13 protein-coding genes are annotated in these 16,573 nt (G+C 66.2%); 9 read left to right on the top strand and 4 right to left on the bottom strand.

From position 1 onward, the window contains the following. Positions 1-135 precede the first annotated feature (135 nt). Positions 136-2,397: a catalase/peroxidase HPI gene (gene katG / locus CI15_RS15015; RefSeq protein WP_062129086.1), complete on the bottom strand. Its 2,262-nt coding sequence runs from the start codon at positions 2,395-2,397 to the stop codon at positions 136-138. 626 nt (positions 2,398-3,023) lie between these two features. Further along, positions 3,024-3,266, bottom strand: a complete 243-nt coding sequence (locus CI15_RS36510) for a hypothetical protein (protein WP_153041114.1) — start codon at positions 3,264-3,266, stop codon at positions 3,024-3,026. A 144-nt stretch (positions 3,267-3,410) separates the two neighbouring features. Here CI15_RS36510 and CI15_RS15010 point away from each other — a divergent pair, with 144 nt between their 5' ends. The 4 genes from CI15_RS15010 to CI15_RS14995 all read left to right on the top strand — a co-directional run bounded on the left by CI15_RS15010 (position 3,411) and on the right by CI15_RS14995 (position 9,770). Then, complete coding sequence (locus CI15_RS15010) at positions 3,411-3,980, top strand: hypothetical protein (RefSeq protein ID WP_062129084.1); 570 nt, start codon at positions 3,411-3,413, stop codon at positions 3,978-3,980. A gap of 473 nt (positions 3,981-4,453) precedes the next feature. Continuing rightward, positions 4,454-5,038, top strand: a complete 585-nt coding sequence (locus tag CI15_RS15005; protein ID WP_062129082.1) for a DUF2760 domain-containing protein — start codon at positions 4,454-4,456, stop codon at positions 5,036-5,038. Then, positions 5,035-6,882 carry an Hsp70 family protein gene (locus CI15_RS15000; RefSeq protein WP_062129080.1) on the top strand — a complete coding sequence of 616 codons (1,848 nt, stop codon included), beginning with the start codon at positions 5,035-5,037 and terminating at the stop codon, positions 6,880-6,882. Before CI15_RS15005 ends, CI15_RS15000 begins: the two co-directional genes overlap by 4 nt. Continuing rightward, entirely contained in the window at positions 6,879-9,770 is a 2,892-nt protein-coding gene (locus CI15_RS14995; protein ID WP_174543231.1) for an Hsp70 family protein, read from the top strand. Before CI15_RS15000 ends, CI15_RS14995 begins: the two co-directional genes overlap by 4 nt. A 26-nt stretch (positions 9,771-9,796) precedes the next feature. On the opposite strand, the gene CI15_RS14990 is transcribed toward CI15_RS14995, so the two are convergent. Continuing rightward, positions 9,797-10,726, bottom strand: a complete 930-nt coding sequence (locus CI15_RS14990; protein ID WP_062129079.1) for an alpha/beta hydrolase fold domain-containing protein — start codon at positions 10,724-10,726, stop codon at positions 9,797-9,799. 121 nt (positions 10,727-10,847) lie between these two features. On the opposite strand from CI15_RS14990, the gene CI15_RS14985 reads away from it, so the two are divergent. From CI15_RS14985 to CI15_RS14975, 3 genes are all read left to right on the top strand, one after another. Next, positions 10,848-11,765, top strand: a complete 918-nt coding sequence (locus CI15_RS14985) for a LysR family transcriptional regulator (RefSeq protein ID WP_062129077.1) — start codon at positions 10,848-10,850, stop codon at positions 11,763-11,765. Positions 11,766-11,953: 188 nt separating this feature from the next. After that, positions 11,954-12,322 (top strand): YciI family protein, encoded by a 369-nt coding sequence (locus CI15_RS14980; RefSeq protein WP_062129075.1) that lies wholly within the window; start codon positions 11,954-11,956, stop codon positions 12,320-12,322. Beyond that, on the top strand, positions 12,319-13,587 hold the full coding sequence (locus tag CI15_RS14975) for an RNA polymerase sigma factor (protein WP_062129074.1): 1,269 nt from the start codon (positions 12,319-12,321) through the stop codon (positions 13,585-13,587). The genes CI15_RS14980 and CI15_RS14975 overlap by 4 nt, the downstream gene beginning before the upstream one ends. A 26-nt stretch (positions 13,588-13,613) precedes the next feature. On the opposite strand, the gene CI15_RS14970 is transcribed toward CI15_RS14975, so the two are convergent. Further along, positions 13,614-14,522, bottom strand: coding sequence for a LysR family transcriptional regulator (locus tag CI15_RS14970; protein ID WP_062129072.1), 909 nt, complete (start codon positions 14,520-14,522; stop codon positions 13,614-13,616). Positions 14,523-14,632: 110 nt separating this feature from the next. On the opposite strand from CI15_RS14970, the gene CI15_RS14965 reads away from it, so the two are divergent. After that, positions 14,633-15,421: a gamma-glutamyl-gamma-aminobutyrate hydrolase family protein gene (locus tag CI15_RS14965; protein ID WP_062129070.1), complete on the top strand. Its 789-nt coding sequence runs from the start codon at positions 14,633-14,635 to the stop codon at positions 15,419-15,421. 16 nt (positions 15,422-15,437) lie between these two features. Next, positions 15,438-16,541, top strand: coding sequence for a M14 family metallopeptidase (locus CI15_RS14960; RefSeq protein WP_241495844.1), 1,104 nt, complete (start codon positions 15,438-15,440; stop codon positions 16,539-16,541). The last annotated feature ends 32 nt before the right edge of the window (positions 16,542-16,573 follow it).

The following is a 16,573-nucleotide window of genomic DNA, read 5'->3' as shown; positions in this document are numbered from 1 at the left end:
TCACGCGATTCACGCGCATAAAGAAACGGTGCGATCCCCGGTTTCCCGACGATCGCACCGCGCGTTGCAAAACGAGCCTTAAAACGAAACGATCCGCGGCGAGCAAAAGCTGATCGCTCGCCGCATCGGCTTCACTCAAGCCAGCTCGAAGCGATCCAGGTTCATCACCTTGACCCACGCGGCTACGAAGTCGCGTGTGAACTTCTCCTTGCCATCCTGGCTCGCGTAGACCTCGCCCAAGGCGCGCAGCACCGAGTTCGAGCCGAACACCAGGTCGACGCGCGTACCCGTCCACTTGACCGCGCCAGTCTTCGAGTCGCAGCCTTCGAACGTTTCCGCGGCGGGCGAGATCGGCGTCCATTCCGTGCCCATGTCGAGCAGATTGCGGAAGAAGTCGTTGGTGAGCGTTTCCGGCTTGTCGGTCAGGACACCGTGCGAGTCGCTGCCCGCGCCTACCTTCAGCACGCGCAGGCCGCCGATCAGCACCGTCATCTCCGGCGCCGTCAACGTCAGCAGTTGCGCCTTGTCGATCAGCAGCTTCTCGGCCACCACCGGGAACTTGCCCTTCAGATAGTTGCGGAAGCCGTCGTGGACCGGCTCGAGCATCCCGACCGATTCGACGTCGGTCTGATCCTGCGACGCATCCATGCGACCCGGCGAAAACGGCACCGTGATCTGCTGACCGGCGTTCTTCGCGGCCTGCTCGATGGCGGCGCCGCCTGCCAGCACGATCAGGTCGGCGAGCGAAATCTTCTTGCCGCCCGCCCCACCGTTGAACTCGCTCTGGATGCCTTCGAGCACCTTCAGCACCTTCGCGAGCTCGGCGGGCTGGTTCACGTCCCAGTCCTTCTGCGGCGCGAGCCGGATGCGCGCGCCGTTGGCGCCGCCGCGCTTGTCGGAGCCACGGAACGTCGAAGCCGACGCCCACGCGGTCGTCACCAGTTGCGACACCGACAGCCCGGACGCGAGGACCTTCTGCTTGAGCGCGGCGACATCCTTGTCGTCGACGAGCGGATGATCGACGGCCGGAATCGGGTCCTGCCACAGCAGTTGCTCGCTCGGCACTTCCGGGCCCAGATAGCGGGCACGCGGACCCATGTCGCGGTGCGTCAACTTGAACCACGCACGCGCGAAGGCGTCGGCGAACTCGTCGGGGTTGGCCATGAAGCGCCGCGAGATCTTTTCATAGACCGGATCGAGGCGCAGCGACAGGTCGGTCGTCAGCATCGTCGGCAGCAGTTTTTTCGACGGATCATGCGCGTGCGGGATCGTCGGCTGCGCGCCTTTCGCGACCCACTGGTTGGCGCCCGCCGGGCTCTTCGTCAGTTCCCACTCGTGACCGAACAGGTTCTGGAAGAAGCCCATGCCCCACTGCGTCGGCGTCGCGGACCACGTGACTTCGATACCGCTCGTGATCGTGTCGCCGCCCCTGCCGGTGCCGAAGCTGTTGCGCCAGCCGAGCCCCTGGGCTTCGAGCCCCGCACCTTCCGGCTCCGGTCCGACGTTATCGGCCGGACCCGCGCCGTGCGTCTTGCCGAACGTGTGGCCACCGGCGATCAGCGCGACGGTTTCCTCGTCGTTCATGGCCATGCGGGCGAAGGTTTCGCGGATGTCGACCGCCGCGGCGAGCGGATCGGGGTTGCCGTCCGGGCCTTCGGGGTTCACGTAGATCAGGCCCATCTGCACCGCGCCGAGCGGATTTTCGAGGTTGCGCCCGGGCGAATCGGTGCGGCTCTCCTCCTCACCGTGCAGTTCCGGGTCGGCGACGATCACGCCTTCGTCGTCTTCCTTGCCGGCCGCGCCCTTGCCATAGCGCACGTCGCCACCGAGCCAGGTCTTTTCATTGCCCCAGTAGACGTCCTGATCCGGTTCCCACGTGTCCTCGCGGCCAGCGCCGAAACCGAACGTCTTGAAGCCCATCGTTTCGAGCGCGACGTTACCGGTCAGGACCAGCAGGTCGGCCCACGAAATTTTCTGGCCGTATTTCTGCTTGATCGGCCATAGCAGCCGGCGCGCCTTGTCGAGGCTCACGTTGTCCGGCCAGCTATTGAGCGGCGCGAACCGCTGCTGGCCGCGCCCTGCGCCGCCACGGCCGTCGCCGATGCGGTACGTGCCGGCGGCATGCCATGCCATACGGATGAACAGCGGGCCATAGTGACCGAAGTCGGCGGGCCACCAGGGCTGCGAATCGGTCATCAGCGCAGCGAGGTCTTTCTTGAGCGCGTCGTAGTCGAGGCTCTTGAATGCCTCGGCATAGTTGAAGTCCTTGTCTAGCGGGTTGGAGCGGTTCGAATGCTGGTTTAGCAGGTCGAGGCGCAACTGCTTCGGCCACCAGTCTCGGTTGGTTGTCCCGCCGCCGGCGGTGTGGATGAACGGGCACTTTGCTTCGCTTGACATGCGTTCTCTCCTTTGGAGGATGTCTCCGTTGTCGATCGGAGTCGGTGCCGTTGCACTCTCTCCAATCCCATGCAAGGTACTTGTTATGCGTTCGTCATGCTGTCAGGCTTCCGTGGCAATTTGACGATCCGGAAAACCCGCCAGCCAGCCGAATGACTCAGCAGTGCACTCAGAGGCGTTGATGACCGTTGCTGCGATTCAACGAGTCGAAATCAAGGTCGGGGGGAACGCGACCGGTTCTACATGACAGGTGACTCCGGCCGGCACGCCACTCCTATTCGAATATAGGCCAGCACAAAGTTCAATAGAATTCGAATCCGGCAATGCCAGCCATAGAGGGCGACTATAACGGGCCCTATAGCGGGCCGCGAGCGCGCGGCATCTCTCTACTGTATGCCGATCGACCGACGCTGGGTCGAAGCTTGAGCGCGCTCGCCTGTTTTGCGCCCCGCACAGCCGACTGTGTGATAGGGTTTCGCGTTCCGTCCGCAACAGAGCGGACACTGTTTTCTTCTCAGACGAACGCCTTTCGTGGCGCCTGAACTGCGCCGAAGGCGATCACGTTTTACTCGATACGACCAAAGTTTGCCTGCACACCGGGAACGACGCGAAGCATACCGAGACCGTTAGTCGGAATCGGATGTGGGGGCGGCGCGAAGTCGAAGGAAGGCAATGCCGGCGGCAATTAAACGCGGATCAGGCGTGTCAAATTCGCCGCGATTTCGTGCGTGACTCCAGTTATTTTTTTCAATGAAATCAGACAACAAGGCCATGTGCAATCGTGCATTGGCTTCAGTTGTCCCTGCCATTTCCGTTTGAATAGCGTGCGCATTGGCGGGAATTTGTTTATTCGAATTGCATAAATCCACGCCATTTGCAATTCAAATCCCATTACCCGCCTGTAATACAACGTAAACGTCACAATTCCCTAATCTTTGATTCGCATATCAAGAACCCAAAAGACCGTCCGTTAATAAAACGTCGTTCGACAAATAATCAATACAAACTGGGGAATGAAGTTGAAAACCATCACCAAGGCGCTGCTGGCGTCGGCCGCGTGCGCGTCCTTTCTTGCGGGCTGCGCCACCAACTCGCAAGGCCAACTCGTCATCGACCCGGACAAGGTGAACGAAGTGATCGTGAGCGCGCTGACGCCGCCGCCTCCGGTACCGGTCGTCGTCGAGCCCGTCTATCAACCGATGCCGACCGATGTGTACGTCGCCAACGTGGTCGACCGCGATGTCGTGATCGTCGGTGGCGATACGTATATCTGGGCCGTCGGCCCGGACGGCGTCCGGCATCGTCAGTTCTATGCGCATGGCGATCATCGGGCGGAGGTTTTTCATCGTCGTGAGGAACTGCATCACGTGATGGCGAGCCACGACGGTCGTCTGCCGGATCATGCGTTCGGCGGCGAGCGGCCAGGCGGCGCACATCCGCCGCTCGGGCGTCCGGGTGGCCCCGCGCCCGCGATGGCCGCGCACGGTCAGCCGCCGCGAGCCGACATGCGCGCGGCCGCCCCGGCGCGGCCCGCGCCGGCGCCAGTGGCGAAGTCGGCATCGAAGGATCCGAAGAAGTCATAACGCGGCCGCCCTGCGCTTGATCGCGTATGCGGCAAAGCCAAACGGGAAGAGCCACATACCGGCCAACGCGCCGCACTCCGGCCTCTTCCCGTCACTTTCCCCCGACTCACGGCCAGGAGCCGCTCGGCTCACCATCCCGGCCTTCATCGGCCGCCCTCCGCCCCCAAGTCCCCGCCAATCCCACCCCATTGCCCGCTAGAATTGCCGGCTTTGTCCGCGTCCGGGCGCGCCGCAAGGCAAAATACGGGTTTTGCGCGCGCCGCACGCGTGGCCGCACCGGGTCGCGCTTGCGTCCTCGAGCGTCGCCGTCGAGCGGCTCGGCGCTGGCATTGGCCCGGGTAGACGCCCCGGCCGCGCCCCGGCCGCGCGCCGACCCGCAACACCACCGCCCCGCCCGTCCCGTCGGCTTCGCTGCCCGGCGCACGCGCGCGGCAAGGACCGCTCGTCCCTAACAGAGCAGATCAGGAGCCTTTATGAGCGATTCGAACCCATCCTTCCTCGGCCGGATTTCCCTGGCCGTGGGCACGTTTTTCAGCATTCTCGGCAATGGCGAGTTCGCCGCCGACGTGCTGCGCCTGCGTAACGGCGAAAAAGTCGGCGCAGCCCCAGCGCCCACGGCGCCGGCACCCGCCCCCGCTCCACAACCGAAGCCGCAACCCGCGCCGGTGCTGAAGGAGGCCACCCCCGACGCCGCGCTGCAACTGCTCGGCCTGCTGCAGCGCGATGCGCGCTTCATCGATTTCGTCGAGGAAGACATCAAGGGCTATAGCGACGCCGACATCGGCGCGGCCGCGCGCCTCGTGCACGAAGGCTGCCGCGCGACGCTGCGCGAGCATTTCACGATCCGCCCGGTACGCGACGAAGCCGAAGGCAGCCGCGTGACGCTGCCCGCAGGCTTCGACGCGAGCTCGGTGCGTCTGACCGGCAATGTGGTCGGCAGCGCGCCGTTTAACGGCAGCATCAGCCATCGCGGCTGGCGCGTCGACGACGTGCGTCTGCCGAAGCTCGCGGACGGCCATAACGCGAAAGTGATCGCACCGGCGGAGGTGGAGCTATGAGCGACGCACGCTATTCGATCGGCATCGATCTCGGCACCACTCACTGCGCGCTGTCCTACGTGGACACGCACGCGAGCGACGGCGAGAAAACCACCCAGGACGTGCTGCCGATCGCGCAGCTCACGGGCCCCGGCGCAATCGACAATCTGCCGCTGTTGCCGTCGTTCCTGTACCTGCCCCACCCCGACGAACTGGCTTCCGGCGATCTCTACCTGCCGTGGACCGGCCAGCGCGAATTCGCGGTCGGCGAATTCGCGCGCAACCGCGGCGCCGGCACGCCGATCCGGCTCGTGTCGAGCGCGAAAAGCTGGCTGTGCCATCCCGGCGTCGACCGACGCGCGGGCATTCTGCCGAACGACGCGCCGCCCGAAGTCGCGCGCGTGTCGCCGCTCGAAAGCTCGGTGCGCTATCTGACGCACCTGCGCGAAGCATGGGACCACGTGCATCCGGATGCGCCGTTCGGCGAGCAGGACGTCACCGTGACGATCCCCGCCTCGTTCGACCCCGCCGCGCGCGAGCTGACCGCCGAAGCGGCCGAGGTCGCCGGCTTCACGCGTATGACGTTGCTCGAAGAGCCGCAGGCGGCGCTCTATAGCTGGATCCAGAAGAGCGGCGGCCAGTGGCGCAAGCAGGTCAAGGTCGGCGACATCATCCTCGTCGTCGACGTGGGCGGCGGCACGACCGACCTGTCGCTGATCGCGGTGATCGAGCGCGACGGCAATCTCGAACTGCATCGCGTCGCGGTCGGCGATCACATCCTGCTCGGCGGCGACAACATGGACCTCGCGCTCGCGCACGTGGTCGCGCGCAAGCTCGCGGCGCAAGGCACCCAGGCCGACGCGTGGCAGCTGCGCGCGCTCACCTACGCGTGCCGCGCGGCGAAGGAGACGCTGCTGTCCGACTCCGCCACCGACACCGTGCCGCTCGTCGTGCCGAGTCGCGGCTCGAAGCTGATCGGCGGCTCGATCCGCACCGAGCTGACGCGGGCCGAACTCACACAGACGATCCTCGACGGCTTCTTCCCGCAGGTCGACAGCGCCGCGCGTCCGGTGAGCCGCGCGCGCGTGGGTCTGACGCAGCTCGGTCTGCCGTATGCGCAGGACGCCGGCATCACGCGGCATCTGGCGGCGTTCCTCGGCCGTCAGGTCGGCGCGCTCACCGAACTCGAAGGACTGCGCGAGCATGTCGCGCAAAACGCGAGCTTCCTGCATCCGACCGCGGTGCTGTTCAACGGCGGCGTGTTCAAGTCGGAACTGCTGGTCGAGCGCATCATGGGCACGCTGAACGGCTGGCTCGCGGCCGAAGGCGCGGCCCCCGCGCGCCTGCTCGAAGGCGCGGACCTCGATCTGGCGGTCGCGCGCGGCGCGGCCTACTACGGCTACGTGCGACGCGGCCGTGGCGTGCGGATTCGCGGCGGCACCGCGCGCGCCTACTACATCGCGATCGAATCGGCGATGCCGGCCGTGCCCGGGCTCGAACCGCCGGTGCAGGCGCTGTGCGTCGCGCCGTTCGGCATGGAAGAAGGCACCGACGCCGAGCTGCCCGCGCAGGAGTTCGGGCTGGTCGTCGGCGAACCGGTGCATTTCCGTTTCTTCGGCTCATCGGTGCGTCGTCAGGATCAGGTCGGCACGCTGCTCGACTACTGGGGCCCCGAGGAGCTGCAGGAGCTCGAGGAAATTCAGGCGACGCTGCCCGCGGCCGGCCGCACCGCCGGTGAAGTCGTGCCGGTCAAGCTGCACGCGCGCGTGACCGAAGCGGGCACGCTCGAACTCGAAGCGATTCCGCGCGGCTCCGACGAACGCTGGAAGGTCGAATTCGACGTGCGCGGCAACGCGAATGCATGACTGAGATGAAGCGGTACAGCGTCGGCATCGATCTCGGCACCAGCAACACGGTGCTCGCGTATGCGGAAGCCGGATCGCAGCAGATCCGCGTGTTCGAGATCGAGCAGCTGGTGAGCCCCGGCGAGGTTGCCGCGCGGCCGCTGTTGCCGTCGGTGCGCTATCAGGCGGCCGATGGCGAGCTGAGCGCAGCGGATCTGCAACTGCCGTGGTCCGGCGCAGGCGCAAACGCAGGTACTAGCACGGCGCAAGGCAAGGACGCGGCGCAACCGGTCGTGGTCGGCCGGCTTGCGCGGCTGCTCGGCGCTCAGGTGCCGGGGCGGCTCGTCGCGAGCGCGAAAAGCTGGCTGTCGCATGGCTCGGTCGATCGCGTCGCGCCGATCCTGCCGTGGGGCGCGTCGGACGACGTCCGCAAGATCTCGCCGGTCGAGGCGAGCGCGAGCTACCTCGCGCACGTGCGCGCCGCGTGGAACCAGCAGTTCCCGAAGGCACCGCTCGAACAGCAGGACGTGGTGCTAACCGTCCCCGCCTCGTTCGACGAAGGCGCGCGCGCGTTGACCGTCGAAGCCGCGCGCCTGGCCGGGCTGCCGTCGCTGCGGTTGCTCGAGGAGCCGCAAGCCGCGTTCTACGACTGGCTGTTCCAGCATCGCGACAAGCTTGCCGACGAGCTGGCCGCAACCCGGCTCGTGCTGATCTGCGACGTCGGCGGCGGCACGACCGATCTGACGCTGATCGAAGTCGGCCTCAGCGATGACGGCGAGCCGCTTCTCACACGCGTCGGCGTCGGCAATCACCTGATGCTCGGCGGCGACAACATGGACCTCGCGCTCGCGCATCTGGCCGAGCCGCGCTTGTTGGGCGATGCGGGTGCCGGTGGCGAGGCGCCGCAGCGGCTGTCGGCGGCGAGCCTGTCGCAGCTGGTCGAACGGTGCCGGGTCGCGAAGGAACAACTGCTTGGCGCACAGGCGCCCGAATCGGCATCGGTCACGCTGCTCGGCGCGGGCTCGAAGCTGATCGGCGGCGCGCGCAGCGCGCAGGTCACGCGCGACGAGGTCGAGAAGATCATCGTCGATGGTTTCTTTCCGCGCGTGGCCGCGCATGAGCGGCCGGGACGCCCGCGCGGCGCGATCGTCGAATTCGGCCTGCCGTACGCAACCGATGCGGCGGTCACGCGGCATATCGCGGCGTTTCTCGAACGCTTCGCCGCGCAATCGCGCAAGGCGCTGGGCACGGATGCCAGCGCGAACGACACACCCGCCACGGCCACCCTGCCCGTTCCCGACACGCTCCTGCTGAACGGCGGCGTGTTTCGCGCCGACGCGCTGTCGCGGCGTCTCGCCGACACGCTGGGCGACTGGCGCGGCGCACCACTGAACGTACTGCACAACGACAACCCCGACGTCGCGGTCGCGCGCGGCGCGGTCGCCTATACGCTCGCGCGCGCGGGCTTCGCCCCGAAGATCGGCGGCGGTTCGCCGCGCAGCTATTTTCTGGTGCTCGACGAAACGCCCGGCGGCAAAGACGAGGCCGAGCCGGACGCGGCTCCGGCGCAACGCGGCATCTGCGTGCTGCCGCGCGGCACCGAGGAAGGTCACGAAATCCTGATCGCCGAGCGCACGTTCGCGCTGCGGCTCGGGCATCCGGTGCGGTTTCATCTGGTGTCATCGAGCTCGGACACGGCGTATCAGCCTGGCGAACTGGTCGATCTCACGCGCGGCGATTTCGTGCGCCTGCCGCCGATCGCGACGATCGTGCAGCCGCGCGACGGCCACCCCGCCGCGCGCGAAACTGCGGTGCGCATCGCGACGTCGCTGACCGAAGTCGGCACGCTCGACGTGCATTGCATCGAGCTCGACGATCCGTCGCAACGCTGGCTGCTCGAATTCCAGTTGCGCGGCGAAGACGCGCACGTGAATCTGGCCGCCGCTGGCGCGCAGCAGCGCCATCCTGCGCTCGATCGCGCGCTCGAACTGATCGACCGCTGTTTTGGCTCCCGCGCGCAAAAGGTCGATCCGAAGGAAATCAAACGGCTGCGCGCGCAGCTCGAACATCTGCTCGGCCCGCGCGATAGCTGGAACAGCGCGCTGCTGCGCGAACTGTTCGGCGCGCTATGGGAGCGCGCGCGCCGCCGGCGCCGCTCGGCCGATCACGAGCGGCTGTGGCTGAATCTGGCGGGCTATTGCGTGCGGCCCGGCTTCGGCTATCCGCTCGACGAATGGCGCGTCGAGCAACTGTGGACGCTGTTCGACGACGGCATCCAGTACGTGACGGACAGCCAGGTCTGGTCCGAATGGTGGACGCTGTGGCGTCGGGCGGCCGGTGGTCTTGGCGAAGACGCGCAACTGCGCGTGCTCGACGCGATGGACTATTTGCAGAAGGCCGCGCAATCGCGTCACAAGCTGCCGTTCGACGTCGCGAAGACCGGCTTCGCCGACATGGTGCGCCTCGCCGCCTCGCTCGAACGGATTCCGGCCGAACGCAAGATCGAACTCGGCGAGGCGGTGCTCACGCGTCTGAAAAAGCCCGCGGAAAACCATCAAAGCTGGTGGGCGATCGGACGGATCGGCGCACGGCAGCCGTTTTACGGCAGCGCGCATAGCGTCGTGCCACCCGAGGTCGCCGCGCCGTGGCTCGACGCGATCCTCGCGCTCGATTGGAAAAAGGTCGACCCCGCCGCGTTCGCGGCCGTGCAGATCGCCCGCATGACCGGCGACCGTTCGCGCGATCTGCCCGACGCGTTGCGCGCGAGCGTCGTGCGACGCCTCGAAGCGACCAATGCGCCGCGCGCGTGGATCGCGATGGTCAGCGAAGTCGTCGCGCTCGATGATGCCGACGAAGGTCGTGTGTTCGGCGAATCGCTGCCGGTGGGGTTGAAGCTGATCGGCGGCTAAGGCCTTTCGCGACCAGATCCAGCCGCTCAGTTCCGGGACCGCAAGATAAACCCCGCGATCTGATCCAATGCGTATCGCGCGCTTGCCAGCTCACGCGTGGATCGCTGGAACACATGATGGAGTCCCTCGTAGATCTCCAGCTGCACCGCGTTTCCACGCTGCGCGGCGGCGTTCGCGTAGCGGAGCGCGTCGTCGAGCAGCAGTTCTTCCGTTCCGACCTGAATTGCGATCGGCGGCAGATGCTCGGGGACGTCATACAGCGGCGACGCGCGCCGGTCCGCGGGATCGGCGGCCCCAAGATACGCGGCGGCGGCATCGGTGAGTATGGGTCGGGTCAGAACCGGGTCGCGCGTCTCTTCATTGCGCGCCGACGGCCCCGTCAACGCAAGATCGACCCACGGCGAGAAAGCGACGACACACGCGACGTTCAACGACCGCCCCCCGTCCGCCCCCAAGGCCGCGAGCGCAAGGCTCGCGCCTGCCGAGTCGCCAACCAGCGCGATGTCGCGAAGGCCTGACTTGGACAACCACCGCAGCGCGTCAATCGCAGCGTCGTGTGCCGCGGGAAACGGATGCTCGGGCGCCAGCGGATAGTCGAGAACGAAGGTGTCGATGCCGGCGCGCACAGCGATCTGGCTCGCGAAGCCGCGATAACCCGTAGCGGACCCCAAGACGAACGCGCCGCCGTGCAGAAACAGGATCGCGCGGTCGGGCAACGCAGAGGCGGGCCTCACCCACCAACCCTTTACGTCTGCGCCTTCGACTCTCTCAAGGTCGACGCCATCCGCCACGGGTGTCTGTGCGGTCATCGCGTCGTACGCCTCGCGCAGGGTTCCAGCGGACTGCGCAAACAGCCGCTGGGTACGGTCGAGCACCGATGTCACCGCCTCACGGTCGGCCTCGTTCAAGGGGTGCCGCGTTTCGATCAGGTTCGTCTGCTGTACGTCGCTCATCATGGCTCCTTCGGTGCATGCGCACGTTGTCGATGAGCTAGACGATATCGATTCCAGATCGCATCCAGAAGAACGCTTGCCGGAATACAATCCATTCCATTCTGGAAGTTTCGGGAGACCGAGGATGGACCGGCTGGACGCGCTCAAACTCTTCATCCGCATCGTCGAGGGCGGCAGTTTCGCCGCCGCGGCGCGCGAAATCGGCGTGGGTCAGCCCGCGGTCAGCAAGCAGATCGCGTCGCTCGAACGCCATCTCGGCGCTCAACTGGTCAGGCGCACGTCGCGCAGCATGACGCTGACCGAGACTGGGCAATCGGTCTATGAAGCGGCTTTGCGCATCGTTGGAGACTTCAACGAGCTCGAGTCGTCCGTCGGGCATGGCCAGCTATCCCCGGCCGGTCTGATCCGGGTCACCGTGGCGCCGGTTTTTGGCCGGCTGTATGTCGTGCCGCACCTGCCGGCATTTTTCTCCAGGTATCCCCATGTGTCGGTGGATCTGTCGGCCACGGAGAGAAAAGTCAATCTGATCGAGGAAGGCTTCGACCTGTCGATCAGAAGCGGGCCGCTTGCCGATTCTTCGATGATCGCGAGGCATCTGGCCGCGAGTCCAGTCGTGGTCGTCGCCACACCCGAGTACTTCGAAAAGCACGGGCGCCCTGAGCGACCACAGGATCTCGACCGGCATATCTGCGTCGTCTTCGCGCCCAGACGCGAGCCGCGAGCCTGGCGCTTCGACAACGCCGACGGCCCGGGCTTGCATGTGCCGTCCGGCAATTTTCACACTGGCGACGCGGAACAGATTCGCGCTGCCGTACTCGCTCATATGGGCCTGGTTCAGGCGCCCGCATGGCTCTTTGCAGCGGAAATCGCGAGCGGCGCGGTCATTAGCGTGTTGGCCGATTTCGCGCCGGCGCCGTTGCCCATCCATGCCGTTCATGCTGCCGGCAGGCGCTTGCCGAGCAAGACCCGCGTCTTTATCGAGTTCGTTTCGGAGATCCTGACAGCCGATCGCGGGCCGGCCTTCGTCCCGGACAGTCTCTAGCGGGTAGCGCGCCGGCACGAGGTTGCGCATCGACAACGCGCGTCGCCCGCCCGACAATGCCTTGCGAAACACCGTCGAACGGGTCCGCGCTTTTTTTGACGCCACCTGTCCGTCAGCCAGCGGCCCGCGCGTCATTGTGATGGCGGCCGATGCAATTCATCCGCCTCAACCCCATGACGGAGGCTCAAATGGAATACCTGTTGATGATCTACTCGGAAGAAAACGGCTGGAACAAGATGACCGACAGCGAGCGGCAGCAAGGCGTCGCCGCCTATCACGCATACACCGAATCGTTGAAAAAAGCGGGCGCGCTGGTGGGCGCGAACCGGCTGCAGCATACGAGCACGGCCACCACGGTGCGGCTCGTCGACGGCAAGCCGCAGGTACTCGACGGACCCTACTCCGATTCGAAGGAGCAGCTCGCCGGCTACTACCTGATCGATGTGCCCAACCTGGACGCGGCGATGGCGTGGGCGTCACGTTGTCCCGGCGCGGCGCACGGCGTGATGGAGGTGCGCCCGGTCTGGACCGCGCCGTACGAAGCGCCCTCTGCATGAGTTCGTCCGGCGGCGCGCGCGACGGTGACGACAGCGCGCGTTCGATGGCCGAGGCGGTCGCGCGCCGCAGCTACGGCAAGCTCGTCGCGCTGCTGGCGATGCGCACGCGCGACGTCGCCGCGGCCGAGGACGCGCTCGCCGACGCCTTCGCGGCGGCGCTCGCGGACTGGCCGCAGCACGGCTGCCCCGCGAGTCCGGAAGCGTGGCTGATGACGGTGGCGCGGCGTCGGGCGATCGACGGCGCGCGCCATCGCCTGGTCGGCGACGAGGTCACGAACCAGCTCGTGATCCTCGCCGACGAGATCGACGAGTACGAAGCGGGCGCGCTGCCCGACCGGCGGCTTGCGCTGTTGTTCGCGTGCACGCACCCTGCGCTCGAAGCCGCGATTCGCACCCCGCTGATGCTGCAAGTCGTGTTGGGACTGGAAGCGAAGACGATCGCGTCCGCGTTCCTGATGTCGCCCGCCGCGATGAGCAAACGCCTCGTGCGGGCGAAGACCAAGATCCGCGAAGCGGGCATTCCGTTCAGCGTACCCGAGCGCGAGGAGCTGCCTGGCCGGCTCGCCGCCGTGCTCGAAGCGGTCTATGCGACGTACGCGGAAGGCTGGACCGACCCGGTCGGCGGCGATACCGAAAGGCGCGAGCTCGCCGGCGAGGCGCTGTATCTCGCGCAATTGCTCGTCGAATTGCTTCCCGAGGAACCCGAGACGCTGGGTCTGCTCGCGCTGATGCTGTTCGCGCAGGCGCGGCGAGACGCGCGACGCGATGCGGCCGGCGACTACGTGCCGCTATCGGCTCAGGACCCGGCGACATGGAACGCGCCGATGATCGACGCGGCGAACGCACTGCTGCGGCGCGCGAACGCGCTCAACGCAATCGGACGCTTTCAGCTCGAGGCCGCGCTGCAGTCGGCGCACGTGCATCGCTGCCGCACGCGTCGCCCGAACTGGGATGAGGTCGTGCAGCTCTACGATGGGCTGCTCGCGATTGCAGCATCGCCGGTGGTCGCGGTGAACCGCGCGCTCGCTGTGGCGGAACGCGACGGCCCACAGGCGGCCCTCGACGCGCTGGCGCCCTATGCGGACGATCCGCGGTTGGCCGACTACCAGCCCTACTGGGCCGCGCGCGCCAATCTGCTCGCGCGTGCCGGCGCCAGGGCGCAAGCACTCGACGCGTACGATCTGGCGATCGGCCTCGAGCGCGATCCGGCCGTGCGCCGGTTCCTGCAGAGCAAGCGGACGGAGCTTGCGTCGGCGAGCGGCTAGCAGCGCTCGGCGTTCGCGAGCTTCGCTCACACAATGGCGCCGAGGCGCTCGCGCACGATCGCAAAGGCTTGCTCAGCGGCGGGAATGAGCGTTCGTCCTTTGAGGCGGACGATCCCGAGCGTCAGTTCCATGTCCGGCTGCGGCGTCACATCGAGCGCTTGCATCTCGTTGTTTCGCAGGGCCCCAAGCATCGCAAAATCGGTCGATGTCACGATCGCGTCACTCGACGCCACGAGGTCATAGACGGTTGGAAGATCGCTGGCGATCACCGCGAAGTGATCGGCGAATGGGCCGCTCAGACCGTACAGCTCCATGAAGCGACGAGCGAGCGTCTCTTCCAGATAACCGGTGGCAATCAACGGAAACTGCCTCAAGGCGCTCAGCGTGACCGCCGGTAACTCCGACAGAGGATGACCAATCCGCGCGTACCAGCCGAACCGGCATCGGTAGATCGGTTCAATCGCGACATCGGGATGACATGCCGCAACCCGGATGTCGCCAATGAAGAAGTCGAGTTTTTCCTCGAGCAACAAGCGCATCAACTGGTCCGACGTTTCGATGACGGAGCGCAGCTTGACCTGCGGCGACGCGGTCAGCGACTGAAGCAACATCGGTTTGAGCAACGTGCCGGCGAGCGACGAGCCCATTCCAAACGTCAGGGTTCCCGCGCCGCCGGCGCGCATGAACTCGATGGCCCGCAAACCTTCTTTCTCTTCGAAGACGATCCGCCTCGCCCGTTCGGCGAAGGTGAACGCATACGGAGTGGGTTGCAGCCGGCGATCGGTCCGGTCGAACAACGGCGCGCCCAGCGACTCCTCCAACGCCCGCACGCTTCGCGACAGCGCCGGTTGGCTCAGGTGAACGCTTTGCGCGGCGGCACTCAATGTCCCCTCGCTCAACAGCGCCAGGAAGTGATGAAGCTGTCTCGTGTTCATGGCGATCTACCACTTGCAAAGAATGCATGACAAACAACAATTATATGCAATTTACACAAATACTGAGGCTCACTAGACTGGGCCTGACAATCCCGAAATGTGTAATCGACATGACTCATCCCCTTCCTCGCAGGCCGGTCGTCGCCGTAGTGGCCGACCTCTTCGAACGACAGAAGCATGCCGCCCATGCGGTGCTCGACGGCTACGTGCGCGCCCTCGCGGACGTGGCGCAGGTGCTCCCGCTGATCGTGCCGGCTCATGACGAAGGGATCGACGCGGCCACGCTGATCGACACGATCGACGGTTTCGTGCTGACCGGCAGCCCCTCCAACGTCGCGGCCGAGCGCTACGGCGCGGCGCCGCTGCCGGCCTCGACGACCGTCGACCCGGCTCGCGACGCGGTCTCCTTGCGCCTGTTGCCCAGTATGGTCGACGCCGGCGTGCCGTTTCTCGGCATCTGTCGCGGCTTCCAGGAACTCAATGTCGCGTTTGGCGGCAGCCTGGAGCGTGCGGTCCATGACCAGCCGGGTCGCCTCGATCATCGCGAGGGCGATCACGACCGGCCGCTCACGGGTTGGTACGAGGACCGCCACGCGATCCAGATCGTGCCCGGCGGCCGCCTCGCCAAGCTATCGGGCGAGACCAACGCGATGGTCAACTCGTTGCACCATCAGGGTATCGACAGATTGGGCCGCGGCCTCACCGTCGAGGCGACGGCGCCGGATGGCCTGATCGAAGCCATCTCGGTCGAAGCGGCGCCGCAGTTCACGCTGGGGGTGCAGTGGCACCCCGAGATGCGGGTCTCCGACAGTCCGTTTGCGCGGGCAATCTTCAGCGCCTTTGGCGATGCCTGCCGGCTTCGCCAACAGCAGCGCCTGCAATCCCGCCATCACATCTGACTCGCTCTATCTAACCGTGACACACACCCAATTCAACCCGCTCTTTAGCGACAGCTATGCCGAGGCGCGTGAGAAATTCCTCGCCGCGGCGGCCCGTCGCGCGCTGAGTGTCGACTCGTACGAACTACCGTTACGTGGCGCCGATGGCGAGACGCTCGCAACCGACGTGGTGCTCGACGGACCCGCCGGAGCATCGAACTTGCTGATCGTCATCAGTGGATGCCATGGCGTCGAAGGTTATTGCGGCTCCGCGATCCAGACCGGCCTGCTCGAACTCGGTCCGAACGTGGCGGCAGGCGACGCCGACGACACGGCCGTGCTGCACATCCACGCCGTCAATCCGTATGGCTTTTCGCATAACCGCCGGGCCACGCACGAAAACGTCGACCTGAACCGCAATTTCGTCGATTTTTCCGCGCCGCTTCCCGAGAACCGCGACTACGCGGAAATCCACGATCTGCTGTTGCCACCCGAGTGGCCGCCGCGCCCTGAAACCGAAGCGCGTCTGAACGCGTTCCAGCAGCGCGTCGGCGCGCGTGGCTTCCAGCGCGCAGTCGCGCTGGGGCAGTACGCGTTCGCGGACGGGCTGCATTTCGGCGGCGTCGTGCCGACCTGGAGCAACACGACGTTCCGGTCGATCTTGCGCAAATACGGGGCGGCCAGCCGCCATATCGGCTCCATCGACATTCACACCGGTCTTGGCCCGTACGGCGTGGGCGAGCGCATTTTCGCGGCGCCCGACGATTGCGCCACGCTGCTGCGCTCGCGACAGTGGTGGGGCGACAACCTGACCCGCGTGAGCACCGGAACGTCGACCAGCATCGCGCTGACCGGCCCCATCCAGACGGCGCTCGCACAGGAACTGCCGCACGCCACGCAGACGAATGTGTGCCTCGAATTCGGCACCTATCCTCTAGAGGACGTCATTCTCGCGATGCGATCCGAGCACTGGCTGCACCGCTATGGCTGCCAGGACACGCCGAAGCACGATTCGATCAAGGCCGCATTCAAGCGCGCGTTCTACCCATCAGGCGACGACTGGAAACTTGCCGTCTGGATCCAGGGACGCGAGGTGTATCTGCAGTCGCTCAATGGCCTGCGAAGAAGCGGTGCCCAGTAGTCGTCCCTTGCAGCCAGTCGCGATGTCGCGAC

This window comes from Paraburkholderia monticola (genome assembly GCF_001580545.1).
In the GTDB taxonomy this organism is placed as follows: Bacteria; Pseudomonadota; Gammaproteobacteria; order Burkholderiales; family Burkholderiaceae; genus Paraburkholderia; species Paraburkholderia monticola.
The sequence above is the reverse complement of the archived record's forward strand: the minus strand, read 5'-3'. Positions and strand labels throughout refer to the sequence as shown.